We start from the raw sequence: 23,793 nt of genomic DNA, 5'->3' as shown, positions 1-23,793 counted from the left end.
CGGCGGCCTTGTGGAGGCCCTGATGAACCGCTCTACCGAGCAACACCTGCAGGCCTTGAAAAACGACGGCTTCGTGTTGTTGCCGGGCGTGCTCGACCGCGCCCAGGTCAAGCTGCTGCGCCAGGCCATCGAGGTGCTCCAGGCATTTCACTGGGATTATCGCGGCGGCCTGATCGAGCACTACAAGTGCGTGTTCAACCGCGACCCGCTGTGGCTGGCGTTTCTCGACCTGCCTGGGGTGATCGAGCTCGCCGAGGCCGCCCTGGGCGATGACTGCCATATCATCGGTCAGACTGCCTGGCGCTGCCATCCGGGTTACCAGGGCATGCCATTGCACCTGGATTACCTGATAATGGAAGTGCCCGCGGCGCTGTGGGCCGCTCCCGGTTTCGAACTGCCCATGCAGATATGCACCCTGCAGTTGTACCTGGATAACATCGACGCCGACCTGTGCCCGACCCGGGTGGTGCCCGGCAGCCACAGGGCAGGGCGTGCGCCGCTCAAGGGCGAGCAGGGCTGGCAGGGCCGTCCAGCACAACCGGTGTTGTGCCAGGCCGGCGATGGGCTGATGTTTCGTAGCGAGCTCTGGCATGCCGGTGCTGACAACCGCAGCAAGCGCAGCCGCTATATGCTGCAGGTGCACTACGGCCGGCGCATGGTTGCGCAGAAGTTTTCACCTTACCTGCACTTTCACTTCAACCCGGCGGTACTGGCCGCCGCCACGCTACGCCAGCGCCGCCTGCTGGGCGAACACGCCGAAGCCGAGTACGACTGAGACTCAGGCCACGCCTCTGATCGCCAGCACATTGCACAAACGGTGTTCCAATACATGCTCGGTGGTGCTGCCGGTCAGGCGTTCGAGCAGTTTGCGCGGGTGGTTGCCCATCACCAGCACATCGGCGCGGCTGTGGCTGACGAACTCGGCGATGCTGCGGGTGATCGGCGCCGACAAAAAATGCTGGCGCTCCACCGGCACGGCATGACGCTTGGCCATCTGCTCGAAGGCCTTGTGGATCGACTTGCGCACATCGTCACCAAAGCCCGGCATGGTCACGGTGCCTGCGCCGAAGTCGGCCATGTGCGTGTGGGCGCTGTCGCACACGTGCAACAGGTGCAGTTCGGCGTTGCACTGGCGGGCCAGGTCAGCCGCAGCGCCGATCACGCTTTCATTGAGGTCGCTATGCGGGTGTTCCGGGTGGGTCGGGTCGACGGCGGCAACGACAATGCGCGGCAGCGGGCAATGCACGTCGGTAACCAGGTGCACCGGGCACGGGCACTCGCGCAGCAGTTGCCAGTCCAGTGGTGCAACCACCAGGCGCTTGAGCAGCGGTTCGTGTTGTACATCCTTGATCAACAGGTCGGGGGCAATCTCGGCGACCTGGGTCAAGGCCGCTTGTAGCACGTCGCGGGCCAGGATCACCTCGGTGCTGACGCGAATGCCGTTTTCGTGCAGCAAGGTCGCTTCATCGGCCAGCCACTGGCGGTTGTCCTGCATCAGGGTATCGAGACGGTGCTCGTCGCCGCTCATCAGCCCCAGGGTGTCGATTTCGTCGATAAAGGCGCAGATATGCAAGGCGGCGCCCGTGGCGTGGGCCAGGGCGGCAGCGCGCTCCAGCGCCGGGGTGTGGCGCAGGTCCGAACCGACCATCAGGAACAGGCGTTGGTACTGGCTCATGGGGTACCTCCGGTAGCGTTGTGTTGCCAGCCCCCAGTGCTTGAAGTCTAGTCCATGGTGTTGCCCGAAGCGCCGGGCTGATGCACAGCAGGTTCTTCGGCCGGGGTGTCGACGGCCAGCGGCTGCGCCACCCAGCTCATGAACAGCTCGTAGCCCACGGCCAGCATCACCGGGCCAATGAACAGGCCGATGATGCCGTTGGTCAGCATGCCGCCCAGGGCGCCGATCAACACCACCGGCATCGGTACGGCCACGCCGCGGCCCAGCAGCATGGGCTTGAGGACGTTGTCGGCGAGCCCGGCGAGCAGCATCCAGATGGCAAAGATCACTGTGCTGGCGCCGACGCCGTCATGGGCAAAAACGTAAACCACCACCGGCAAGGTGATCAACAGCACCGGCAGCTGGGTGATGCCCACCAGCAGCACCAGCAAGGCCAGCACGCCGGCCGCCGGCACCCCCATGACCACCAGGGCGATGCCGACCAGCAGCATCTGGATGAAGGCGATGCCGACCACGCCCTGGGCCACGGCGCGGATGGTGGCGGTGCACAGTGCGGCCAGCTGTTCGCCGCGCTGCGGGCCGGCGACGCGGTTGGCAATGGCCACGGCGGTGCGCTGGCCACTTTCGCCCTTGGCCATGATCAGGCCGGCGACGATCAGGGCGACAACGAACACCAGGATGCCCGAACCGATGCCGGCCAGTTGCGTCAGCAGGGTCTTGCTCAGGCCCTTGAGGTGCGGGGCGACCTGGGTCGCCGCCCAGCTCAGGTCGTTGCTGGCATGGGCCCAGATGCCATACAGCGGCGCGCCGATCAGCGGCCAGTCGCGAACGTTGGCCGGTGGCGGCGGGATTTCGATGTGCTGGTCCTCGAAGCCGACAATGCCTTGCTGCACGGTCTCGGCCACCGAAGCGCCCAACAGGCTCAAGGGCCCGATCAAACAGGCCAGGCCGATGACCACCAGGATAATAGCGGCCCAGCCCGGGCGCCCGCCGAGCCAGCCGCCCAGGTGCTGGCCCAAGGGGTAGAGGGTGATCGCCAGGATCACCGACCAGAGCATCAGGCTGAGGAACGGCTTGAAGATGTCGAAGCAGAACATCACCAGCACGGCGATCAGCCCGGCGCGGATCAGCACGTCGAGCAGTTCCCGGGCAGTGCTCAGTTGGATCGGACGGTTGTCGGCCATGACGGGCTCCGTGGGTGGTGGGATTCAGCGGCTCGCCGGGCAGCGGCTGGCGCCGTTGCTGGCGGCCTGACTGACCAGTTCGGTGAAGCGCTTGAGGTTCTGTTGGTGGGCTATTACCAGCGCTTCGATAGTGACACCGGCCGGGGTCTGGATGACGCTGCGGCAGGTCAGGGCGCCGGCATCGTTGCCATTGGCCGCGCGCAGGCGCCAGCGCGCGTCGAACAGGGCGTACTGGCCCGGTACCGAATCAAAACGCTGCACATCCACGCGCAGGCCCAGGCGTGGCTGGCCGCTGTTGCTGGAGAACTGGTTGATCAGGGCGTTCTGCAACTCGTCCGCCAGGCTTGCTCCCCACCATTCGGTCTCGAGGATCGCCAAGCTGCTGTTGCTCTGGCGAATCACCACCTGCGGACGGTCGACCTGGGGCGGCACGCTGATCCGCTCTAGTTGCACATCGATGCTGCTGGCCGCTACCGGTTGCTGCGGTATCAGGGTGTGATAGTGGATAGGGTCGCTGCGGCAGGCGGCGAGCAAGAGAATCAGGCCCAGCAGTGCGAAACGGGTGACGTGCGCCATGGTCGGAGCTCCTGCGGTCAATTGCGCGACGGTTTCAAGTTGTCGGCCGGGGCATCCTTGGGCCTGCCGCGTAGCAGGGATTCAGGGTTGCGTCCGAGGTAGTCGGCCAGCTCGCGCAACGAACGTGACATGCGCCCCAGTTCGTCGAGGGTCTGGGTCAGCTGTTCACGCTGCGGCGAGTCGTCGGCCAGGGTCGAGTTGGCCGATTGCAGGGTTTTGCTGACTTCCTGCAAGGTGCCCTGAACGCCCGGCAAGGTGCGGCTGTTGAACTGTTGCAAGCCCTTGCGCAGCTCCACCAGGTTGGCGTCGAGGTTGTTGGCGATGCGCTCGACCGGCAGGCGGTTGAGCTTCTCGACCATGGCCTGGAACTGCTCCTGCAACTGCTCCAGGCTGCCCGGCACGGTCGGGATGCTGATCGGCCGGGCCGTCGGGTCAAACACCACCTTGGGCGCCTTGGGGTCGAAATCCAGGGCGATGTACAGCTGCCCGGTGAGCAGATTGCCGCTGCGGGCCTGGGCGCGCAGGCCGTTGTCGACGAAAGTGCCGAGCAACTGTGCAGCGGCTTTTTCATCGTCGGGGTCGTGGTTGAGCGCCTTGAGCAGCTTGGTATGGGCCCGGCCCAGGCGTTGCGGATAGATGACGATGCCGACGTTGACCGGGAAGGTGCGTTTTTCTACATCGAAATCCAGGTTGATCGACACCACCCGGCCGATTTCGACGCCGAGGAACTCCACCGGTGCGCCGGTTTTCAGGCCGCGCAGGGCCTGTTCGAAGCGCAGGGTCAGGTACTGGGCCTTGCCGTTGGGCGGAGCGAGGGCGGTCAGTTCGTTTTCGAACAGCTCGAAGACCTTGTCCTCGCTGGCCACCTGGTCTTCGGGGTTGTATTGCGGGGCGCGAAAGGCAATGCCGCCGACCAGGATCGACGACAGCGACTCGGTGCGCACGGCAAAGCCATTGGCGCCGGCCTCGACATCGATGCCGCTGGCGTTCCAGAAGCGCGTGTTGTCGGTGACATAGGCATCATTCGGGGCGTTGACGAACACTTCGATATCCACGCCCTTGCCGTCCTTGGACAGCTCATACGCCACCACCTGGCCGACCGGGATCTTGCGGTAGTACAGCGGCGAACCGACACCCAGCGAGCCGAGGTCGCTGGCGTGCAGGATAAAGCGCTTGCCGGGCTCTCCATAGGTGATCGGCGGCGGCGACTCAAGACCGCTGAAGACCTTGGCGCGGGTGCTGGACTCGCCGGAATCGGCGCCGATGAAGTCGCCGGACAGCAGGGTGTCGATACCCGAGACACCGCCGGCGCCGATGCGCGCGCGCACCACCCAGAACTTGGAGTCTTCACGGGTGAAGTTTTCTGCCTGCTTGACCAGCTTGACCGTGGCGGTAACGCTCTTCTGGTCTTTGCTCAGCTCAACCGCGGTGACCTGGCCGATCACCACGTTGCGGTACTTGACCGCGGTCTTGTTGGCCTCCAGGCCCTGGCCGGTCTTGAAGGTGATTGCGATGGTCGGGCCTTGCTGCATGACGTTGTGCACCACCAGCGACAAGCCCACCAGCACCGCAACCAGTGGCACGATCCACACCAGCGAAATGCTGAAACGGCGCGTTTTGACCCCGGGCTCGCCGGGTTGTGGCCGTTCTTCTCTGGTCTCAGAGGTCATCCGCATGCTCCTTGTCGTGCTGCCAGATCAGTCGTGGGTCGAAGCTCATTGCCGCAAGCATGGTCAGCACCACGACCATGCCGAAAAACAGAATGCCCGGGCGCGGTTCGATATCGCCCAGGGCCTGGAACTTGACCAGCGCCGCCACCAGGGCGACTACCAGCACATCGAGCATCGACCAGTAACCGATCAGCTCGACGAAACGAAACAGCCGCGCGCGCTGGGTCTGCGCCCAGGTGCTCTGGCGCTGCACGGTAATCAGCAGCAGGCCGAGGGCGACGAACTTGGTCGCAGGCACAGCGATACTGGCGATGAAAATGATCAGGGCGATGTCCCAGGCGCCGTGCTCCCAGAACTCCATGACCCCGCTCATGATGGTGCTGTCGGCGCCGCTGCCGAACAGCGTGGTGTTCATCACCGGCAGCAGGTTGGCGGGAATGTAGAACACCAGCGCGGCGATCAGGTAAGCCCAGGTGCGGGTCAGGGAGTTGGGCTTGTGCGCGTGCAGGGGCGCGCCACAGCGCTCACAGTCGTGCGGCTGGTGGGTGTTGTCACAGGCCAGGCCGCAGGCGTGGCAGAGCACCAGGTTGAGCTCGGCGGCCCGTGGTGGGCGGCTCATGGCAGCAGCTCCCAGAGTTCGCGGATATCGCGCCCGGCGATGCGCAGTATCAGCAGGCTCAGAGCCGCCAGTGCGAGCAGGCCGATGCCCGGCAACACATCGAGCATGCCGGCCAGTTTGAACACCGCGACCATGGCACCGAGCAGGCATACCTCGAGCATGCTCCACGGGCGCAGGGTTTCCAGCCAGCGCATGCACAGGCGCAAGCCCGGCGCGCGGCCACCGGCCAGGGCAAAGCCGAGTACCCAGATCAACAGCAGCAACTGGAACACCGGGGCGATGATGATCGAGATTGCCGCCACCAGGGCAATGAAGGTAATCGGTCCGGTGGCCAGGGCCCTGACCGAGTCCCACAGGGTGGCACTGTTGTGCAGGCCTTTGAGGCTGATGCTCATGATCGGGTAGAAATTGGCGAACACCCAGAGGATCAACGCCGTGACGCTCAGGGCCAGGCGTTGCTGCACGCTCAGGCCGTTATAGCGCTGCAGCACTGCGCCGCAGCACTGGCACAGGGCTTTTTGGTGTTTGCCGAGGCTGACCTTCTGGTACACGCAGTCGCAATGTTCGCAGATGATCAGCTGATGGGTATCCAGCATGGCGCGCGCTCTGGCTGCGGGCGGGGACTAGCTCAATATAGTCGGCATGTGAAGATCTTCGCGGATTTTTCCGCCCGCCAGCATCCGCCGATAAACATGGGCTATACCTATCAGGCCCGATTCACCCGCACGGAGTGCGCCGATGAAGCCGCTAGCTGCTGTCTTGTGCCTGTCGTTGATTGCCCAACCGCTGCTGGTTCATGGCGAAGACGCCGCGCCGGCCAGTGCCTCGTCAGCGATTCGCAACCCCCAGGTGATCGACAAGGTCATCGACATGGGTGAGTACCTGCGCAGCCTCAAGGTGTTCAAGGTCAGCGCCGAGGTTTCGCGCGACACCGTGCTGGACTCCGGGCAGAAAATCCAGAGCCAGTCGAGCAATGTCCTTCAGGTTGGCGGCGACGATCGCCTGTATGCCCGCAGCGATGGCGATACCCGTTCTCTGGAGTTCTTTTACAACGGCAAGCAGCTGACTCAGTACTCGCCGTACCTCAAGTACTACACCACGGTGCAGGCGCCGCCGACCCTGGCCGAAACCTTGCACCGCCTGGAGGACTACTACGGTATCCAGTTGCCGCTGGAAGACCTGTTTCTGTTTGGCAGCGATCAGGCGCAGATTGATGTGATCCAGAGTGCGCTGTACGTAGGGCCTTCAAGCATCAATGGCCAGTTGTGCGATCACCTGGCGTTTCGCCAGGCCGATGTCGACTGGCAGCTGTGGCTGACCCGCGCCGACCAACCGTTGCCCTGCAAGCTGGTGATCACCACCACCGGCCAAGCCAGTGCGCCGGAATACAGCGCCGTGTACCACTGGGACCTCAAGCCCGACGGTAAACCGGTGAAGTACACCTTCGTGCCAGGCAAGGGCGATGTTGCCATTGCCTTGAAAAAAGCCAGCGAATAGGGAGATGCGATCATGATCAGGACTGCCTCATGCGCTGTGCTGTTGTCGCTGTTGAGTGTGTCGCTGCTGAGTTTCGCGCCGGTGCCTGACGCCGAAGCCGGCCCCCGCGCCATGGGCCATGCCCGCGCATCGGTGAACCGTGCGCCGCCCATGGGCGCGCCGCGGGCCCAGCGCATCAATACCCGGCAGAATGTCGCGGGCAACCGCGTCAACAGCAACCGCCCGGTCAACAGCAATCGCCAGGTCAATTCCGGCAACCGCGCCTACATCAACAACGGCACGCGCAACGTCAATATCGACAACCACCGCGATGTGGATATCGATGTCGATGGTGGCGGCCGCTGGGGTTATGACGATGACTACCATCCAATTGCCACGGCAGCGGCGGTGACCGCTACCGTGGTCGCCACCTCGGCGGTGGTCGGCGCGATCTTCAGACCCTCGCAGATGCCCGCCGACTGTGTGCAGGTAATGCGCTACAACACTACTTACCTGCAGTGCGGCTCGACCTGGTTCCAGCCGCAGTATCAGGGCAGCAACGTCACCTATGTGGTGGTCAATGCGCCGTAAGTGCGGCGGGCTTTTTACCATCCCTTGACCCCGCGCATGTCCGGCAGCTTGTGGGCGATGCCCTTGTGACAGTCGATGCAGGTGGCCTCGCCACTGGCCAGTGAAGTCGAGTGCATGGCTGCGGCGCGCTTGCTCTGGCGGGTGAAGTCCATGAACTCGAAGTTGTGGCAGTTGCGGCATTCGCGCGAGTCGTTGGCCTTGAGCCGCGCCCATTCATGTTCGGCCAGTTCGCGGCGGTGGGCGAGGAATTTGTCGCGGGTGTCGATGGTGCCGAACAGCTTGCCCCAGACCTCCTTGGAGGCCTGCATCTTGCGCGCGATCTTGTGCGTCCATTCATGCGGTACGTGGCAGTCGGGGCAACTGGCACGTACGCCGGAGCGGTTGCTGTAGTGGATGGTTTCCTTGAGTTCGACGAAGACGTTGTCGCGCATCTCGTGGCAGGAAGTGCAGAACTTTTCCGTGTTGGTCACCTCCAGCGCGGTGTTGAAGCCGCCCCAGAAGATAATCCCGGCGACGAACCCGCCCAGGGTCAGAAAACCCAGGCTGTAGTAGACGCTTGGCCGCCAGAGGATGCCCCAGTATTCCTTGAGTAGCCTGAACAGTGCTTGCATGGCGCCTCCTCAGGGTTTTTGCGCGGCGTTGGCGTCGTCTTGCAGCAGCTTGTCGATGGTTTCGAAGCTGTTGCCCACCAGCGGCTGTACCTCTTTTTGCACGACATGACACTGGGTACAGAAGTAGCGCCGGGGCGAGACCGCCGCCAACGCCTGGCCGTCACGGTCCATGTAGTGGGTGATGCTGATCATGGTGGCCTGGCTGCGCGCGCTGTTGGCACGGCTGTGGCAGGTCAGGCACTTGTTGCTGTTGAGGTCGATCTGGTAGCCGCGAATGCTGTGCGGGATGGTCGGCGGCTGATCGGGGTAATTACGTTCGCGCTTGAGGTCCTTGTTTTCATCGTTGGCCAGCGGTGGTGCCGGCATATTCTGCGTCAGTGTGCCGCCGGGGCGTCGGCCGTCCGGGCCGGGGGCGTCGAGGGGGTAGTCGACCTCGGCGGCGACCACCAGGCCGATTACCGCGAACATCAGCAAAGGCAGGCTGCGAATAGGCATGACGGTTCTCCTCAGGCCGCGCTGATCAGCTCGATGCGTATGGCGCATTTCTTGTAGTCGGTTTGCTTGGAGATCGGGTCTGTGGCGTCGAGGGTGACCTTGTTGATCAGCTTGTTGGCATCGAAAAACGGTACGAATACCAGGCCGCGTGGCGGCTTGTTGCGGCCACGGGTTTCGATGCGGGCACGGATTTCGCCACGCCGGCTGATCAGTTTCACCTCGCTGCCACGCCGCGCATTCAGGGCCTTGGCGTCGTCCGGGTGCATGTACACCAGGGCGTCGGGCACCGCCTTGTACAGCTCCTCGACGCGCTGGGTCATGCTTCCGGTGTGCCAATGCTCAAGCACCCGGCCGGTGCTGAGCCAGAACGGGTAGTCGGCGTCCGGTGCTTCGGCCGGGGGCTCGTAGGGCAGGGCGAAGATGATCGCCTTCTTGTCCGGGTAGCCGTAAAACTGCACTTCACTGCCTTTTTCCACGTACGGGTCCAGGCCTTCGCGATAGCGCCAGCGGGTTTCCTGGCCGTCGACCACCGGCCAGCGCAGGCCGCGCTCGCTGTGGTAACGGTCAAAAGCAGCCAGGTCATGACCGTGGCCACGGCCGAACTGCGCGTACTCTTCGAACAGGCCTTTTTGCGGGTAAAAGCCAAAGGCCTTGGCTTCATCGTTCTGGTAGCCGGCCTCCAGTTGCTCGACCGGGAACTGGTCGACCTGACCATTTTTGTACAGTACCTCGAAAAGGGTCTTGCCCTTGTATTCAGGGGCTTTGGCCAGCAGCTCGGCAGGCCAGACCTCATCGGTGGTAAAGCGCTTGGAAAACTCCATCAATTGCCACAGGTCGGACCGCGCCTCTCCTGGCGCGGTCACCAACTGATGCCAGAACTGGGTGCGGCGTTCGGCGTTGCCGAAGGCGCCTTCCTTTTCCACCCACATGGCACTGGGCAGGATCAGGTCGGCGGCCTGGGCCGATACGGTCGGGTACACGTCCGAGACGATCACGAAGTTCTCCGGTTTGCGCCAGCCCGGCAGTACCTCCTGCATGATGTTGGGCCCGGCGTGCATGTTGTTGCTGGCCTGGGTCCAGTAGACGTTGAGCACGCCGTCCTTGAGCATGCGGCTCTGCTGCACGGCATGAAAGCCGACTTTTTCCTGGAGGGTGCCAGCGGGCAGTTTCCAGATTTTCTCGGCGGTGGCGCGGTGCTTGGGGTTGGTCACCACCAGGTCGGCGGGCAAGCGATGGGAAAAGGTGCCGACCTCGCGGGCGGTGCCGCAGGCCGAGGGCTGGCCGGTCAGCGAGAACGGGCTGTTGCCCGGTTCGCTGATCTTGCCGGTGAGCAGGTGGATGTTGTAGATCAGGTTGTTGGCCCACACCCCGCGGGTGTGCTGGTTGAAGCCCATGGTCCAGAACGACACCACCTTGCGCTTGGGGTCGGCGTACAGCTCGGCCAGGGCTTTGAGCCGTTCGGCCGGTACTCCCGATTCTTTGGCCGCACGCTCCAGGGTGTAAGGCCGCACGAAGGCGGCAAATCGTTCGAAGTCGATATCGCTCCAGGTATTGGCCTTGTCGGCGTTTTTTGCCTCGGCTTCCCGTGGATCGTCTGCACGCAGGCCGTAGCCGATGTCATCGGCGCCCTGGGCAAAACGCGTGTGCTTGCTGATGAAGTCCTTGTTCACCGCGCCGCTTTCGATGATGTGATTGGCGATGTAGTTGAGGATCAGCAGGTCGGTTTGCGGCTTGAACACCATGGGAATGTCAGCCAGGTCGAAACTGCGGTGCTCGAACGTCGACAGCACCGCGACCTTGACCTGCGGTTGGCTCAGGCGCCGGTCGGTGACCCGGCTCCAGAGGATCGGGTGCATCTCGGCCATGTTCGAGCCCCAGAGCACGAAGGCGTCGGTGGCTTCGATGTCGTCGTAGCAGCCCATCGGCTCGTCCATGCCGAAGGTGCGCATGAAACCCATCACCGCCGAGGCCATGCAATGGCGCGCGTTGGGATCGATGTTGTTGCTGCGAAAGCCGGCCTTCATCAGTTTGTTGGCGGCGTAGCCTTCCCACACCGTCCATTGCCCGGAGCCGAACATGCCGATCGATTCCGGGCCCTTGGTCTTGAGCGCCGCCTTGTACTTTGCGGCCATGATGTCGAAGGCTTGTTCCCAACTGATCGGCTGGAACTCGCCCTGCTTGTCGTACTGGCCGTTGTTCATGCGCAACAGCGGCTGGGTCAGGCGATCGTTGCCGTACATGATCTTTGACAGGAAATAGCCCTTGACGCAGTTCAGGCCGCGATTGACTTCGGCCTTGACGTCGCCATGGGTGGCCACCACACGGTTGTCGCGGGTCGCCACCATCACGCTGCAGCCGGTGCCGCAGAAGCGGCAGGGCGCCTTGTTCCAGTTCAGGGTGACCATGTCGGCTTCGGTCACCAGGTTGCTGGCACTGGTGAAGATCGGCAGGCCAGCCGCCGCGGCAGCAATGGCGGCGGCCTGGGCCTTGGCGAATTCACGGCGGGTCATGCTCATTCGGCGTCTCCTTCTGGGGCGAGGAGTTCGTGGTAGATCAGCGCGGCGTTGAGCACGCCGGGCAGGTTGTTGATCTGCTCGATACGCTGCAGGATCTGCTGTTCATCCACGGCTTCGAGCACCACCACCAGCTTGCCGGCGGGGCTCTGTTGATGCAGTTCGAGGTTGTCCAGCAGGCTCAGGTTGGCCTTCACCGCCTCGAACAGTTCGGGGCGGGCATGTACCACCAGGCTGGCAATGTGCAGAACGTCGTCCATTGGCGGGCTCCGGTAGTCTCGGCTATCCGTTGGGTGGGCCGGGTGGGCCATACAACAGTTGGAAAAACCAGATGAGAAAGCCGTAGCCACCGACAAGGGTGACCGATAGCAAGGGGAACAGGCAGACGATCAGAAACACGAACAGCAGGGTTTCCTTTCTGCGCGCTGTCTTTTGATCTTCAGCCAGCGACATGGAGAGCTCTCCGGGCGAAATTGAACTGAGCCTAGATCAGTGGTTGGCGTTCGCGCCCGAATACAGCGGGCGGGCGACCAATGGCGCTTTTTTTGTAAGGTCTTTAGTGCGAATTGGTTGTGTTCAGATTTTTATCTGTCGCAGCACAAGCTTCACATGCGAGGTTGCGCCTGGGCAGAGCGCGGTGATCTACACTCTTTTGCACTGATCACGTCACTGCGCTGAGAAGAAATCATGCTTGATTACTTCGCCTTGGGTATTTTGATTTTTGTCGGCCTGGTGCTGTTCTACGGGATCATCGTCCTGCATGACATCCCCTACGAAATCGCCGTGCACCGCAACCACCCGCACCAGGACGCAATCCACGCCACCGGCTGGGTCAGCCTGTTCACCTTGCATGCGCTGTGGCCGTTCCTGTGGATCTGGGCAATGCTTTATCGCGAAGACCGCGGGTGGGGCTTTGGCGATGGTAAATCGCCGCAATCGCATGTGTTGCACCTGGAACAACAGGTCGCCGAGTTGCAACAGCGTATCGCCCACCTTGAGCGCGCAGCCGCGCCTGACCAACCAACAGCCAGCACCAACGCCGGCGAAGGAATCTAAGCCATGGACCTGCTGCTGATCCTCACGTATGCGGCGATTTGCGTGGCGATCTTCAAGCTGTTTCGCATCCCCTTGAACAAATGGACAGTGCCCACTGCGGTGCTCGGCGGCATCGTGATGATCGGCGCGCTGATCTTCACCATGAACTACAACCATCCCTACTCGGAAGTGGCGCGCTCCTATTTTGTCTCGGTGCCGGTGATCCCGGCGGTCACCGGGCAGGTGATCGAGGTGCCGGTCAAAGGCAACCAGCCGCTGGAGAAGGGCGATGTGCTGTTTCGCATCGATCCGGCGCCTTTCGAGTACCGGGTGCGCTCGCTCAAGGCCCAGCTCGTTGCGGCCCGTGGCGACCTGTACCGCATCAACGAACTGATCAAACGCAACTTCGGCACCCGCCGCGAGCAGGAAGCGGCAATTGCCCAGGTCGACGACCTGCAGGCACAGCTGGACAACGCCCAGTTCGAGCTCAACAGCACCGTGGTGCGGGCGCCGAGCAAGGGCTATGTCACCCATGTGTCGCTGCGCGCCGGGATGCGCGCCAGCGCCTTGCCGCTGCGCCCGTCAATGGTCTTCATACCGCAGGAAGGCCAGTACTTCGCTGCCTGGATGCGCCAGAACAGCCTGCTGCGCCTGGTGCCGGGGGATGAGGCGGAAGTGGCTTTCGACGGTATTCCGGGCAAGGTCTTTCGCGGCAAGGTCAAAAACGTCATCGCGGTGATCGCCGAGGGCCAGGTGCAGCCGTCCGGCACGCTGATCGGCTACACCGGTTCGCCACCGGCCGGGCGGGTGCCGGTCATCATCGAAATCGACGACCCGGCGTACGCCCAGTACAGCGCGCAGATGCCCGGCGGTGCCTATGGCCAGGCGGCGCTGTACAGCAAGCACTTTCCGCACATTGCCACCATGCGCAAGATCCTCCTGCGCATGGCGGCGTGGATGAACTATATCTTCCCGTTCCACTGATGGAGTACAGATGTACTCCTTGCTTGTTTACGCCTGCGGCCGCGTAGGCAGGTACGGCAACAGGCGCTCGGTTTCCTTGCGCACCACCGCATAGCATTCGCAGCTCAACTGCTCCAGGCGCGGGCGGTCGAGGACCTTGATGTGGCCGCGGCTGTACTCGATCACGCCCAGGCGCTGCAGCTTGCCGGCAGCATCGGTGACGCCTTCACGGCGCACCCCGAGCATGTTGGCAATCAGCTCCTGGGTCATGGTCAGCTGGTTGTCGTTGAGCCGATCGAGCGACAGCAGCAGCCAGCGACACAGCTGCTGGTCGATGGAGTGGTGGCGGTTGCACACGGCGGTCTGCGCCATCTGCGTGATCAGTGCCTGTGTGTAGCGCAGCATCAGCACCAGCAGCTCGCCATGGCGATTGAATTCGTCTTTCAGGCGCTGGCCGGGCAGGCGGTAGGCGTGACCGGCGCTCTGCACGATGGCGCGGCTCGGGGTGCTTTCACCGCCCATGAACACGGCAACGCCGATCAGGCCTTCGTTGCCAACCACGGAGATCTCCGCCGAGGCGCCGTTTTCCATGACGTATAGCAGCGAGACGATGGAGTTGGTCGGGAAGTAGACGTGGCGCAAGGCATCGCCGGACTCATAGAGCACCTTGCCCAGCGGCAGGGCGATCAGTTCCAGGTGCGGCAGCAGGCGCTCCAGCGCACAGGTCGGCAAGGCCGCCAGCAGGTGATTATCGTGGGGCCGGGCCTGTGGCTTGGTTGATGCGGGCATACGGAGCCACCGATGGCAGACGAGAGCTGTCTGGCTTCAGGGTACTCCTATCCGCGCGGCCTAGGGGAGGCTGGCGGTGGTCGGCAGGCATTGCGCGGTAATCTGGTGCAGTTCGCCGTCATCCACCAGGCGCACCACGCCGTCGGCCAGCGTCCGGCCGTCCAGGCTCAGGCTCAACTCGCCGGCAGCGCCATGGCGTACCTCGATGCGATAGCGGGTTGCCCCATAGCGATAGTGCAGCACGTAACCCGGCCACTCGGCCGGTAACAGTGGTTGCAGGCTCAAGGTCTGGCCACTGCGCTGCAGGCCCAGCAGCGACTCGACGATCAAGCGGTACATCCAGCCGGCGGCACCGGTGTACCAGCTCCAGCCGCCGCGCCCGGCGTGGGGCGGGGCGGCGTAGACATCGGCGGCCATCACGTAGGGCTCGACCTTGTAGGTCTCGATCTGCTCGGCGCTGCCCTGGCGCAACGGGTTGATCAGGCGCAGCAGCTCCCAGGCCCTGGCGCTGTCGCCCAGGCGGGCAAAGGCCATGCTCGCCCAGACTGCGGCATGGCTGTACTGGCCGCCGTTTTCACGCACGCCGGGCACGTATCCCTTGATGTAGCCCGGGTCCAGCGTGCCCTGGTCAAAGGGCGGATCGAGCAGCTGGACGATGCCGATATCGCGGCGCACCAGGTGGCGATCGAGGGCATCCATGGCCAGGCGGCAACGCCCCGGGGCGGCTGCGCCCGAAAGCACCGCCCAGCTCTGGGCGATGGAGTCGATACGGCATTCCTGGTTGGCCGCCGAGCCCAGCACCTGGCCGTCGTCGAAATAGGCGCGGCGGTACCAGGCGCCGTCCCAGCCATGGGCTTCGAGGTTGCCGCGCAGGGTGACGGCGCGCCCGTTGCAAGCCTCGGCGAACGCAGTGTCACCGTGGCGCTGGGCGGTACGGGCGAACTGCTGCAACACTTCGACGCCGAAGAACCCCAGCCACACGCTTTCGCCCAGGCCCTGCTCGCCGACCCGGTTCATGCCGTCGTTCCAGTCTCCGCTGCCCATCAGCGGCAGGCCATGCACGCCGCACTGCAAGCCATGTTGCAGGGCCCGCTGGCAATGCTGGTAGAGGCTTTCGTCCAGGGCTGAGCGGTTTGGCAGGTCGTAGTAGGACTCCTCGCCGGGGTTCAGCGCGCGGCCTTCGATATAGCCGACCTGTTCATCGAGCACGCCCAGGTCGCCCGTCACCTGCACATAACGGCTGGTGGCCAGGGGCAGCCAGAGCAGGTCGTCTGAGCAGCGGGTGCGTACGCCGCGCTGCAATGGCGGGTGCCACCAGTGCTGGACGTCGCCTTCAAGGTATTGATGGCTGGCACACAGCAACAGATGCTGGCGCGCCGCTGCCGGGTCGGCATGGATCATGGCCATGCTGTCCTGCAACTGGTCGCGCAAACCAAAGGCGCCCCCCGACTGGTAGAAGCCGCTGCGCGCCCAGAAGCGGCAGGCGATCACCTGGTACATCAGCCAGCCGTTGACCAGCACATCCAGGGCCGGTTCGGGGGTTTCGATGCGGATGCCGCCGAGCACCGTGCGCCAATGTGCCCGTACGCGGTCCAGCTCGACCGCCGCCGCGCGCAAGCCACGGTACTGCTGTACCCGTCGGGTGGCGGCGGTGGCGTCGTGCTCGGCGCCCAGGCGAAACACCACTTCCTGGCTTTCGCCGTCGGCCAGTTCCAGGGCGACTTGCAGCGCCGCGCAGGGGTCCAGGCCTGCGCCGGTGCGCCCGGAGAGCCTGGCCCGGCCCATGGCTGCCGGCGCACCCAGGCTGCCGTTGCGGCCAATGAACTCCAGGCGGTCGCAACTGAGGCTGCGGTTGGGCAGGTCGGCGTCGAGGAACGCCACCCGCGTGGAAAATTCGATCGAGTAGGCATTGCGCGCAAACAGCGCGCCGCTGAACGGATCGGCCTCGCTGGCCACGTGCATGGCCGCCTTGCTACGCAGGTCGCCCAGCACCCATTCCACGTAGCTGGTTACTGACAACCGGCGGGCCCGGCCCGAGCTGTTACGCACCTTGAGCCGCGAGAACTTCAGCGGTGCATCGAGGGCGACGAACACCCACAGCTCGCTGTGCAGGCCGTCTTCGTCATGCTCGAAAACGCTGTAGCCAAAGCCGTGGCGGGTACGGTAGCTGCCCTGGCCAGGGCACGGCTGCGGGGTAGGCGACCAGTAGCGGCCGCTGTCTTCGTCACGCAGGTACAGGGCTTCGCCGCTGGAGTCACTGACCGGGTCGTTGTGCCAGGGTGTCAGACGAAACTCGTGGGCGTTCTCGCTGAAGGTATAGGCGCCGCCGCTTTCGGATATGACCGAGCCGAACTGCGGGTTGGCCAGCACGTTGACCCAGGGCGCCGGGGTCGGTTGGCCCGGGCGGTGGTTGATGATGTACTCGCTGCCGTCGGCGCTGAACCCGCCGTAGGGGTTCTCCAGCAGCAATCCCGGCTGCACGCTCGGTGGTGGCCGTACCGGCGCCTGCAACAGGCTGGCCGGGTTGGGCTCGAAGCGCGGCAAGGCGTGTTCGCTGCGGCGTTGATGTACCTGTTCGGCGAGGCTGCCGCGGCTGTCGCTGAGCACCAGGCGGGCGACACTGAGCATCAGCGTGCGGTCTTCGCTGGACAGTTGCTGCGCCGGACGCACGAAGATCCCGCCCGGGCGGTCGAGCAAGCCCGCTTCGCTGCCCGAAGTCACCAGGCCCATGATCAGTTCCTGCAGTTGCTGGCGGTAGCCGGCCTGGTCCTCGTTCCAGATCACCAGGTCCAGGCTCAGGCCTTTCTGCCGCCAGTAGGCATGGGCCTGGACCATCTGCCGCACCAGTTCGATGTTGGCCGGGTCGCTGATCTGCACCAGCACGATCGGCAGGTCGCCGGAAATCGCCTGGCCCCAGAGCCCGGACTGGTTGCGCCGGTTGTTCATCAATAGCGCGCTTTCGCTACGCAGCGACGGGTTGGCATAGATCACCGAAGCGGCCATCTGCTCGAACAGCCGCGCATCGGCCAGGGAGGCGTTGAGCTGGCGCAGCAGCACCTGGCCGTGGGTCCAGGCCAGGTCGAAGACCCGGTCCGCCAGGTGGCGATCGCGGTACTTGTGAATCTGCTGCAGGCAGCTTTCGCGGCTCTGGGCAATGCCGGTGACCAGGTCGATGGTCGCGCTCTGCCCAGGCTCGAGGCTGATCCGGCAGCGAATGGCTACGATCGGATCGAGCACCGCCCCGGCGCTGTCGGACAACTGCTCAACGCTGGGTAGCAACGCCGCCGGGGCCTTGAGGGTACGGCCACGGCCGATGAAGCGGGCGCGGTCGGTTTCATACGAGATCGCTTCGATATCCACGCCATGGGCGGCCAGCAGGTGGCACAGCCACGGCACGGCTTCTTGCTGCGAGCGCGGTCGGCGGCTGCAGACGATGGCCTGCAATGGGCGCAGCAGCTCGCTCTGCACGAACAGCTTGCTGAACGCCGGGTGCAGGGCATCGCTGATGGCCGGGGCCAATACCACCTCGGCATAGCTGGTCAGCTCCAGGCTGCGGCGCTGGCGGCCATGGTTGGTCAGGTGCAGGCGGCGAAGTTCGACATCGTCCTCGGGCGACACGACGATCTCGGTGTGGCAGTCGATGTCGCGCTCGCGCAGGCGGAACTCGGCGCGTGCGTCACTGAAGATCGCCTCGTGGCTTTGCGGCCGGTACAGGGTCGGCTGGTGCGCCGTGGACCAGAATGCGCCGCTGGCGACATCGCGCAGGTAACAGAAGATGCCGAGGGTATCGCTGGCGATGTCCTCGTGCCAGCGGGTGACGGCAAGGTCGTTGCAGCGGCTGTAACCTGCGCCGGCGTTGTTGACCATCACGTGGTAATGACCGTTGGACAGCAACTGCACCGCCGGGCAGCGCCGGTTGGGCTCGGTGAATACCCGCAGTTGCTGCTCGCTGGGCGCGGCGCCGTCTTCGCTGACCGGCGCCTGTGCGGCATGCAGGTACGCGGCGGCGGTTTTCGGTACGCGCTCCTGAAGCAACAGGGCGCTGGCCTGGAACTGCGGGTCGGACTCGAAGCGCTGCTGCATGGGGCGATCAAGCAGCAGTGAGGTCAGGGCCAGCAAGCTCATGCCCTGGTGATGGGCCATGAACGACTTGATCACCACCGCGTTTTGTCCGGGCGGTAGCCGTGCTTCGCTGTAGTCGACGGCCTCATAGAGGCCGAAGCGCCCGGCGACGCCCAGTTCGGCCAGGCGCTGGAGGTTGGCGCAGGCTGCGGCGGGGGCCACCATCAGCGCCAGGGCACTGGCATAGGGTGCCACCACCCGGTCTTCACCCAGGCCGCGTTTGAGGCCCAGCCCCGGCACGCCGAAGGCCCGGTACTGGTAATTGAAGTGGGCATCGAGGCTGTTATACGCCGACTCCGATACCCCCCAGGGAATGCCCAGCTGGTTGCCGTGGGCGATCTGCCGGTTGACCGCGGCGCGGCAGGACTGCTCCAGCAACGTGCCTTGGTAGGAGGGCATCACCAGCATCGGCATCAGGTACTCGAACATCGACCCCGACCACGACAACAGCACCGGTTCGCCGGCATTGCTGGTGAGCAGGCGACCGAGAGCGAACCAGCTCTCCTGGGGGATCTGGCCCTGGGCGATGACGACGAAATTGGTCAGGCGCATTTCCGAGGCCAGCAGGTCGTAGAAGGCGCTGTCCAGGCGCTGTTCGTCGACGTTGTAGCCGATCACGAAGAGGTCACGCTGGTGGTCGTAAAGAAAGCTGAAATCCATCCTGGCCAGGGTTGCGGCCTGTTCGGCCAGCAGTACCGCGCTGCGGATGCGCTCGCGGGCCAGGCTGCGCACGGCGTTGACCTGCGCCTGCTCGGCGGCGGGCCAGTGCTGGGCATCGAGCTGCGCCAGGTGCCGCCAGCTCAGCGCTTGTGCTGCTGCCGGGTCGTTGCCTGCGGGCAGTTCGAAGGCGCGCAATTCGCCGAGCACGTCCTCGCATTGCTCATGCAGGGCGCCGAGCCAGAAGGTGCAATCGCCGGAGGGATCGGGTTGCGACAGGGGGCAGTCGATCAACCGTTGCAGCAGGCCTGGCAGTTGCTCAGGCGCTTGGCTGGCGTCGAGCTCTACGCGCAACGTCTGCAGCTCGGCGTCGGCGATGCCCGCCGCCTTGTAGGCTTGCAGCAGCACATCCAGGCTGTCCAGCAGCCCTTGGCGCAGGCGCCCATCCAGCAACGGCGCATCGGCCAGGGCCAGCAAGCCGGGCCTCAAGGTCAGCAGCAGGCCGGCGAGGTTGCCGCTGTCGACTGTCGACACATACAGCGGGCGCAGCGCCAAGCCGCTGCTGGTGTCGTACCAGTTGTAGAAGTGCTGGTGATGACGTTCCAGGCTCTGCATGCTGTGCAGCATCGCTTGCAGCCGTTGCAGCAGGCGCGCACTGCCCAGGTAGCCAAAATCATGGGCGGCCAGGTGGGCGAGCAGGGCCATGCCCATGTTGGTCGGTGAGGTACGGTGGGCGACGTTGGCGTAGGGCGCTTCCTGGATATTGTCTGGCGGCAGCCAGCGTTCTTCGGCATTCACGTACTGGTTGAAAAACGCCCAGTTGCGCCGGGCCAGCAAGCGCAAGAAGTGTACGCCCTGCGCCGACACGGCCTGGCTGGTGCCGCTGTCGGCGCGGCTGATCCACCAGGCCAGGGCCGGGGCTGCCAACCACAGCAGCAGGAACGGCGCGGCGAGGGCGAGCAGGCGCGGCGAGGGCGCCAACAGGGCGATCAAAGCCAGTGCCAGCGTGGGCGCGATCCACAGGGTGCGGTACAGCCCCGGCAGGCTGTTGACGCTGGTGCGTTCGACCTCCCGCGACGGGCTCCACTGCAACAAGCGGCGCTTGCTCACCAGCATGCGCCACAGCGTGCGGGCGATGGCATCCAGGCTGTAGTGGGCCTCGAACGGCAACCAGGCGAGGTTGAAGGCGGCGCGCACACCCTGCTGGCCGGCGCTGTACAGCACCGCCAGCAGGTGCTCGGCGACCGGCACATCGGTGGTTTTGCGCAGCAGCGCGAGCAGGGTGTCCAGCAGTGGCTGGGTCAGCAGCAGGGCGACCACGGCCAGGGTCCAGAGCCCCGCTTGCGGGGCGATCAACCAGGCGCAGAGCAACACGCTGAGGAACGCGGCTGGTTCCAGGCTGCGGCGCAGGTTGTCGAAAATCTTCCAGCACGCCAGGGCGCTGAGGCGGTTGCTGTGCAGGCCGGTAGCGCCCGGCGCCCAGGGCAGCAACCACGGCAGCAGTTGCCAGTCACCGCGAATCCAGCGGTGCCGGCGCTTGACGTCGGCGCTGTAGCGCGCCGGGTACTCTTCGAACAGCTGTACATCGCTGAGCAGCCCGGAGTGGGCATAACAGCCTTCGATCAGATCGTGGCTGAGGATGCGGTTCTCGGCAAAGCGGCCCTCCAGTGCCTGTTCGAAGGCATCGACTGCATAAATGCCCTTGCCGATGAACGAGCCATGCAGGAACAGGTCCTGATATACATCGGACACCGCGCGCGTGTACGGGTCGACCCCGGCGTCGCTGCCAAACAGCCGCGCATAGCGCGAACGTGTGGCGCTGGGCAGGCTGATGCCGACCCGCGGTTGCAGAATCGCGTAGCCACGGTGGATTCGGCCCTGGGCGTCGAAGTGCGGTTGGTTGAGCGGGTGCTGCATGGCGCCGATGAACTGGCGGGCGGCATCGCGGGGCAGTTGGGTGTCGGTATCGAGGGTGATGACGTAGCGAACCCCGCCCAACGCGGCGATATCGCCAACAATCAAGGCAAAGCGCTCAAGCCCGTGCCCGCGCAGCAGCGCATTGAGCTCGGCCAGCTTGCCGCGTTTGCGCTCGTAGCCCATCCAGGTGCGCTCGGCCGGGTTCCAGCGCCGTGGCCGATGCAGCAGGAAAAACCGCTCGCCAAGCTCGGCCGGGTATTTGTGGTTCAAGGCGCTGATCCTTTCGCCGGCCATGCTCAGCAGCCCTGCGTCCTGGTCCTGTACCTCGACCGGGCTGTCCATGAAATCGGTGAGCAGGGCGAAATACAGCTGCTCGTCGCGGTTGGCCAGAAAGCGCACCTCAAGCCCTTCGACGAGTTCCTCGACATCGGCACTGTTGGCCATCAGGGTCGGTACTACCACCAGGGTGCGGGCCTCGGCCGGCAGGCCTTCGCGGTAGTCCAGGCGCGGCAGCAGGCACGGGGCGACGGTAAGGGTCACCAACCAGTTGATCAGGCCGATGGCCAGGCGGCTGGTCATCAGCAGCAGCGGCAGGGCCAGCAGCACCAGGCCCCAACCGGGCCAGCCGGCACGGTAGCCGTCGAGCAAAAACGGCCAGGCAAAAATCAGCGACAGCAGCGCCACCGGGGCCAGAAAAAACGTCAGCGGCGCGCGGTGCAATAGCCGTTGCCAGCGCAGGTCCTGCGGCACGCGGGCGCCCAGGCGCTGCTCCAGTTGTGGCAAGCCGGGGCCGATCAGGTAGAAGCCGACATGCCCGGCGACGTCCGCCGCAGGCGGAGGCTGGCCACGCTGCCGGGCCAGGTTGACCGCCAGTTGTGCTACCTGTTCTTCGCTGTGCGGGCAATGGCGCGCCAGGCGCTCGATCACGTGGCGGTAATGATCACGGCTGGCGAAATCCATCTGCGGGTACGCCCCCGCCGGGTCATTGTGCAACTGCCGTTCTACCAGGCTCAGACGCTCGACGAACGCCCGCCAGTCGCTGGTCGACAGCAGGCGCAGGCTGGCAATGCTATTGCTGATCGACACCTGGTCGGCGGCCTGTTGCTGGGCATCCAGCTGTACCAGGCGCTCGATGGTCAGGCCGGACTCGGCCAGCGATTGCTCGATCCAGGTCAGCGGCTGGATCAGGGTTGCGCTCTGGCCCTGCAGCCTGCGGGTCAGTTCGGCGACGAAGGCGGCGGTCATCGGTGGTTGCGAGCGGGCCATATCGGCCACCACCAGCACCACGCTCTTGGCATCGTGCTCGGCGGTTTCGCTCAGGCGGTCAGCCCAGTCGTTGGCCTGGTTGCGGTCGGCCCAGCTGGCCATGACCCGCGCAGCGATGCGTCGCAGGTTTTCGATCAGGGCCAGGCGCAACATGATCGGGATCGCCCACAACTCACCGAGCGTCAGCGCGGTGACGCTCTGATAGGCCTCGACGAAGCGGCCCAGGCTTTCGTCATCGACCCGGCCATCGCCGTGGCTGATGGTTTCCAGGGCGATATCGTAAACCCTCGGCAAGCCTGCCGACGGGCCGTTGCCCAGGCGCGGCAACTGGCGGCTGTAGCCTTTGGGCAAGTGAGTCTTGGCCAGGCGGATATGGGCTTCGACCAGGTAATAGTTGTCGAGCAGCCATTCGGCGGCCGGGGTCACCCGCCGGGTGGTGGGTTGGGCGTCGATGAACTGCGCGCAACTGCTGGCCAGGACCCGTTCATTGTCGGCCAGGCGCGCCAGCAGGCCATCGGCTTTGGGTGCCGGATCAAGCCGGTGCTGGCGGGCGAGCAAGGTGCCATGGTTGGCCATCTGTTCGGCGCTGAACAGCTCCGAGCGCAGTAGGGCCTCGTAGCCGAACGTACGCGGTGCGGGTCGCCATGACAGGCGTTTGAGCAGCATCAGGGCACGGGGCCAGGGGTTGTCCATGATGTCCTTGTATGGGCTGAGGCTGACTGGCCCAGTGTGTCGCGCCGGTGGTGGCGGGTCTGTACGCTAGCGAACAGACCGCTTGCGCCATTGCGCTTAGCCTGAGGTGTGTCATCCATTGAGTGCCGGCGCCGGCCGGTGTTGGAGCACAGCCATGAAACATCCATTGCGAATCCTTTTCGCACTCGTTCTTTCGTTCGTCGCCCTGGCCGCCGTGGGCCTGCACAACAGCGCCAGTGCCGCCACGGCCGAAGACCTCGACAAAGACGCCCGCCAGGCGTTGCAAATCCTCTACAAGGCTCATCCTTTGGCCGAAACCATGTCGCGCACGGCCAAGGGTGTGCTGGTGTTCCCGAAAGTGGTCAAGGCCGGGCTGGTATTTGGCGGCAGCTATGGCGAAGGGGTGCTGTACAAAGGCAGCAAGGTCTCCGGTTACTACAACTCGGTCACCGGCTCCTGGGGCCTGCAGGCAGGGGCGCAGTCCTATGCCTATGCGGTGTTTTTGATGACCGACAAGGCGGTCAAGTACGTGCAGGACACCAAAGGCTGGGAAGTGGGTGTCGGGCCGACGGTGGTGCTGGTTGACCAGGGCGTGGCGAAAAACCTCTCGACCTCGACCCTCACGCAGGATGCCTATGCGTTTGTGTTCGACCAGCAGGGCCTGATGGCCGGGGTGAGTATCGAAGGGACGAAAATTTCGTTGATCAAACGCTGACGGTGTCGGTCTGAGTGTGTGAGGCGTGCTCCATCGCGAGTCAAGCACGCTCGCACAGGAGGAAGAGCCCCTTGAAGATCGCCACCTTCAACATCAACGGCATCCGCGCGCGCTTGCCCAACCTGCTCGACTGGCTGCAGCGCGAACAGCCCGATGTGGTCTGCCTGCAGGCGCTTCTGGGATTACTTTCGCCAGCACTGGCAGAAAAACTCAGGCCTGCGCATCG

General features: G+C 64.5%; 19 protein-coding genes and 1 pseudogene. 7 read left to right on the top strand and 13 right to left on the bottom strand.

Annotation, left to right across the window (positions count from 1 at the left end; all coding sequences use genetic code 11):
• Window positions 1–22: 22 nt before the first annotated feature.
• Window positions 23–775, top strand: coding sequence for a phytanoyl-CoA dioxygenase family protein (locus F8N82_RS11690; protein ID WP_038995438.1), 753 nt, complete (start codon window positions 23–25; stop codon window positions 773–775).
• A 3-nt stretch (window positions 776–778) separates the two neighbouring features.
• Here F8N82_RS11690 and F8N82_RS11685 read toward each other — a convergent pair whose 3' ends face one another.
• The 6 genes from F8N82_RS11685 to F8N82_RS11660 are packed head-to-tail and all read right to left on the bottom strand — an operon-like array spanning window position 779 to window position 6,320.
• Window positions 779–1,675 (bottom strand): universal stress protein, encoded by an 897-nt coding sequence (locus F8N82_RS11685; protein WP_038995437.1) that lies wholly within the window; start codon window positions 1,673–1,675, stop codon window positions 779–781.
• A 47-nt stretch (window positions 1,676–1,722) separates the two neighbouring features.
• Complete coding sequence (locus F8N82_RS11680) at window positions 1,723–2,859, bottom strand: AI-2E family transporter (RefSeq protein ID WP_038995436.1); 1,137 nt, start codon at window positions 2,857–2,859, stop codon at window positions 1,723–1,725.
• 24 nt (window positions 2,860–2,883) lie between these two features.
• Window positions 2,884–3,435 carry a PqiC family protein gene (locus F8N82_RS11675; protein ID WP_038995435.1) on the bottom strand — a complete coding sequence of 184 codons (552 nt, stop codon included), beginning with the start codon at window positions 3,433–3,435 and terminating at the stop codon, window positions 2,884–2,886.
• Window positions 3,436–3,452: 17 nt separating this feature from the next.
• Entirely contained in the window at window positions 3,453–5,105 is a 1,653-nt protein-coding gene (locus F8N82_RS11670) for an intermembrane transport protein PqiB (RefSeq protein ID WP_038995434.1), read from the bottom strand.
• A complete protein-coding gene (locus F8N82_RS11665) occupies window positions 5,095–5,724 on the bottom strand; it encodes a paraquat-inducible protein A (protein ID WP_038995433.1) in 630 nt (209 codons plus the stop codon). The genes F8N82_RS11670 and F8N82_RS11665 overlap by 11 nt, the downstream gene beginning before the upstream one ends.
• Complete coding sequence (locus tag F8N82_RS11660) at window positions 5,721–6,320, bottom strand: paraquat-inducible protein A (protein WP_038995432.1); 600 nt, start codon at window positions 6,318–6,320, stop codon at window positions 5,721–5,723. Before F8N82_RS11660 ends, F8N82_RS11665 begins: the two co-directional genes overlap by 4 nt.
• A 142-nt stretch (window positions 6,321–6,462) precedes the next feature.
• On the opposite strand from F8N82_RS11660, the gene F8N82_RS11655 reads away from it, so the two are divergent.
• Window positions 6,463–7,221 carry a DUF2092 domain-containing protein gene (locus F8N82_RS11655; RefSeq protein ID WP_038995430.1) on the top strand — a complete coding sequence of 253 codons (759 nt, stop codon included), beginning with the start codon at window positions 6,463–6,465 and terminating at the stop codon, window positions 7,219–7,221.
• Window positions 7,222–7,233: 12 nt separating this feature from the next.
• Window positions 7,234–7,791, top strand: coding sequence for a hypothetical protein (locus tag F8N82_RS11650; RefSeq protein WP_038995429.1), 558 nt, complete (start codon window positions 7,234–7,236; stop codon window positions 7,789–7,791).
• Between the two features lie 14 nt (window positions 7,792–7,805).
• On the opposite strand, the gene F8N82_RS11645 is transcribed toward F8N82_RS11650, so the two are convergent.
• The 5 genes from F8N82_RS11645 to napE are packed head-to-tail and all read right to left on the bottom strand — an operon-like array spanning window position 7,806 to window position 11,863.
• Window positions 7,806–8,402: a cytochrome c3 family protein gene (locus F8N82_RS11645; protein ID WP_038995428.1), complete on the bottom strand. Its 597-nt coding sequence runs from the start codon at window positions 8,400–8,402 to the stop codon at window positions 7,806–7,808.
• Between the two features lie 9 nt (window positions 8,403–8,411).
• Window positions 8,412–8,897 (bottom strand): nitrate reductase cytochrome c-type subunit, encoded by a 486-nt coding sequence (locus F8N82_RS11640; protein WP_038995427.1) that lies wholly within the window; start codon window positions 8,895–8,897, stop codon window positions 8,412–8,414.
• Between the two features lie 11 nt (window positions 8,898–8,908).
• Entirely contained in the window at window positions 8,909–11,413 is a 2,505-nt protein-coding gene (gene napA, locus F8N82_RS11635) for a nitrate reductase catalytic subunit NapA (RefSeq protein ID WP_038995426.1), read from the bottom strand.
• Entirely contained in the window at window positions 11,410–11,670 is a 261-nt protein-coding gene (locus F8N82_RS11630; RefSeq protein WP_038995425.1) for a chaperone NapD, read from the bottom strand. Before F8N82_RS11630 ends, napA begins: the two co-directional genes overlap by 4 nt.
• A 22-nt stretch (window positions 11,671–11,692) precedes the next feature.
• Complete coding sequence (gene napE, locus F8N82_RS11625; protein WP_038995424.1) at window positions 11,693–11,863, bottom strand: periplasmic nitrate reductase, NapE protein; 171 nt, start codon at window positions 11,861–11,863, stop codon at window positions 11,693–11,695.
• A gap of 234 nt (window positions 11,864–12,097) precedes the next feature.
• On the opposite strand from napE, the gene F8N82_RS11620 reads away from it, so the two are divergent.
• Together F8N82_RS11620 and F8N82_RS11615 are read left to right on the top strand one after the other, a co-directional pair.
• Entirely contained in the window at window positions 12,098–12,466 is a 369-nt protein-coding gene (locus F8N82_RS11620) for a DUF3302 domain-containing protein (RefSeq protein ID WP_038995423.1), read from the top strand.
• Window positions 12,467–12,469: 3 nt separating this feature from the next.
• Complete coding sequence (locus tag F8N82_RS11615) at window positions 12,470–13,429, top strand: HlyD family secretion protein (protein WP_038995422.1); 960 nt, start codon at window positions 12,470–12,472, stop codon at window positions 13,427–13,429.
• Between the two features lie 27 nt (window positions 13,430–13,456).
• Here the strand turns inward: F8N82_RS11615 and F8N82_RS11610 are convergent, their stop codons facing one another.
• Entirely contained in the window at window positions 13,457–14,197 is a 741-nt protein-coding gene (locus tag F8N82_RS11610; RefSeq protein ID WP_038995421.1) for a Crp/Fnr family transcriptional regulator, read from the bottom strand.
• A gap of 60 nt (window positions 14,198–14,257) precedes the next feature.
• Window positions 14,258–22,852, bottom strand: coding sequence for a glycoside hydrolase family 94 protein (locus F8N82_RS11605; RefSeq protein WP_038995420.1), 8,595 nt, complete (start codon window positions 22,850–22,852; stop codon window positions 14,258–14,260).
• Window positions 22,853–23,006: 154 nt separating this feature from the next.
• On the opposite strand from F8N82_RS11605, the gene F8N82_RS11600 reads away from it, so the two are divergent.
• The gene (locus F8N82_RS11600) at window positions 23,007–23,567 is read left to right on the top strand and encodes a YSC84-related protein (RefSeq protein ID WP_150776741.1); all 561 of its coding nucleotides are present in this window, start codon (window positions 23,007–23,009) and stop codon (window positions 23,565–23,567) included.
• A 71-nt stretch (window positions 23,568–23,638) separates the two neighbouring features.
• Window positions 23,639–23,743: pseudogene (locus F8N82_RS11595) on the top strand (endonuclease/exonuclease/phosphatase family protein); the annotation flags it as partial.
• Between the last annotated feature and the right edge of the window lie 50 nt (window positions 23,744–23,793).

This window comes from Pseudomonas fluorescens (assembly GCF_902497775.2).
Taxonomy (GTDB): domain Bacteria; phylum Pseudomonadota; class Gammaproteobacteria; order Pseudomonadales; family Pseudomonadaceae; genus Aquipseudomonas; species Aquipseudomonas putida_F.
Note: the sequence above shows the minus strand (reverse complement) of the source record. Positions and strands in the feature narration are given on the sequence as shown.

Excerpts from the sequence above, each read along its gene's own strand:
- F8N82_RS11680 (WP_038995436.1), bottom strand. The coding sequence starts at position 2,859 with ATGGCCGACAACCGTCCGATCCAACTGAGCACTGCCCGGGAACTGCTC.
- F8N82_RS11660 (WP_038995432.1), bottom strand. The coding sequence starts at position 6,320 with ATGCTGGATACCCATCAGCTGATCATCTGCGAACATTGCGACTGCGTG.
- F8N82_RS11665 (WP_038995433.1), bottom strand. The coding sequence starts at position 5,724 with ATGAGCCGCCCACCACGGGCCGCCGAGCTCAACCTGGTGCTCTGCCAC.
- napE (WP_038995424.1), bottom strand. The coding sequence starts at position 11,863 with ATGTCGCTGGCTGAAGATCAAAAGACAGCGCGCAGAAAGGAAACCCTG.
- F8N82_RS11670 (WP_038995434.1), bottom strand. The coding sequence starts at position 5,105 with ATGACCTCTGAGACCAGAGAAGAACGGCCACAACCCGGCGAGCCCGGG.
- F8N82_RS11675 (WP_038995435.1), bottom strand. The coding sequence starts at position 3,435 with ATGGCGCACGTCACCCGTTTCGCACTGCTGGGCCTGATTCTCTTGCTC.
- F8N82_RS11605 (WP_038995420.1), bottom strand. The coding sequence starts at position 22,852 with ATGGACAACCCCTGGCCCCGTGCCCTGATGCTGCTCAAACGCCTGTCA.
- F8N82_RS11685 (WP_038995437.1), bottom strand. The coding sequence starts at position 1,675 with ATGAGCCAGTACCAACGCCTGTTCCTGATGGTCGGTTCGGACCTGCGC.
- F8N82_RS11655 (WP_038995430.1), top strand. The coding sequence starts at position 6,463 with ATGAAGCCGCTAGCTGCTGTCTTGTGCCTGTCGTTGATTGCCCAACCG.
- F8N82_RS11620 (WP_038995423.1), top strand. The coding sequence starts at position 12,098 with ATGCTTGATTACTTCGCCTTGGGTATTTTGATTTTTGTCGGCCTGGTG.
- F8N82_RS11630 (WP_038995425.1), bottom strand. The coding sequence starts at position 11,670 with ATGGACGACGTTCTGCACATTGCCAGCCTGGTGGTACATGCCCGCCCC.
- F8N82_RS11690 (WP_038995438.1), top strand. The coding sequence starts at position 23 with ATGAACCGCTCTACCGAGCAACACCTGCAGGCCTTGAAAAACGACGGC.
- F8N82_RS11600 (WP_150776741.1), top strand. The coding sequence starts at position 23,007 with ATGAAACATCCATTGCGAATCCTTTTCGCACTCGTTCTTTCGTTCGTC.
- F8N82_RS11650 (WP_038995429.1), top strand. The coding sequence starts at position 7,234 with ATGATCAGGACTGCCTCATGCGCTGTGCTGTTGTCGCTGTTGAGTGTG.
- napA (WP_038995426.1), bottom strand. The coding sequence starts at position 11,413 with ATGAGCATGACCCGCCGTGAATTCGCCAAGGCCCAGGCCGCCGCCATT.
- F8N82_RS11640 (WP_038995427.1), bottom strand. The coding sequence starts at position 8,897 with ATGCCTATTCGCAGCCTGCCTTTGCTGATGTTCGCGGTAATCGGCCTG.
- F8N82_RS11645 (WP_038995428.1), bottom strand. The coding sequence starts at position 8,402 with ATGCAAGCACTGTTCAGGCTACTCAAGGAATACTGGGGCATCCTCTGG.
- F8N82_RS11615 (WP_038995422.1), top strand. The coding sequence starts at position 12,470 with ATGGACCTGCTGCTGATCCTCACGTATGCGGCGATTTGCGTGGCGATC.
- F8N82_RS11610 (WP_038995421.1), bottom strand. The coding sequence starts at position 14,197 with ATGCCCGCATCAACCAAGCCACAGGCCCGGCCCCACGATAATCACCTG.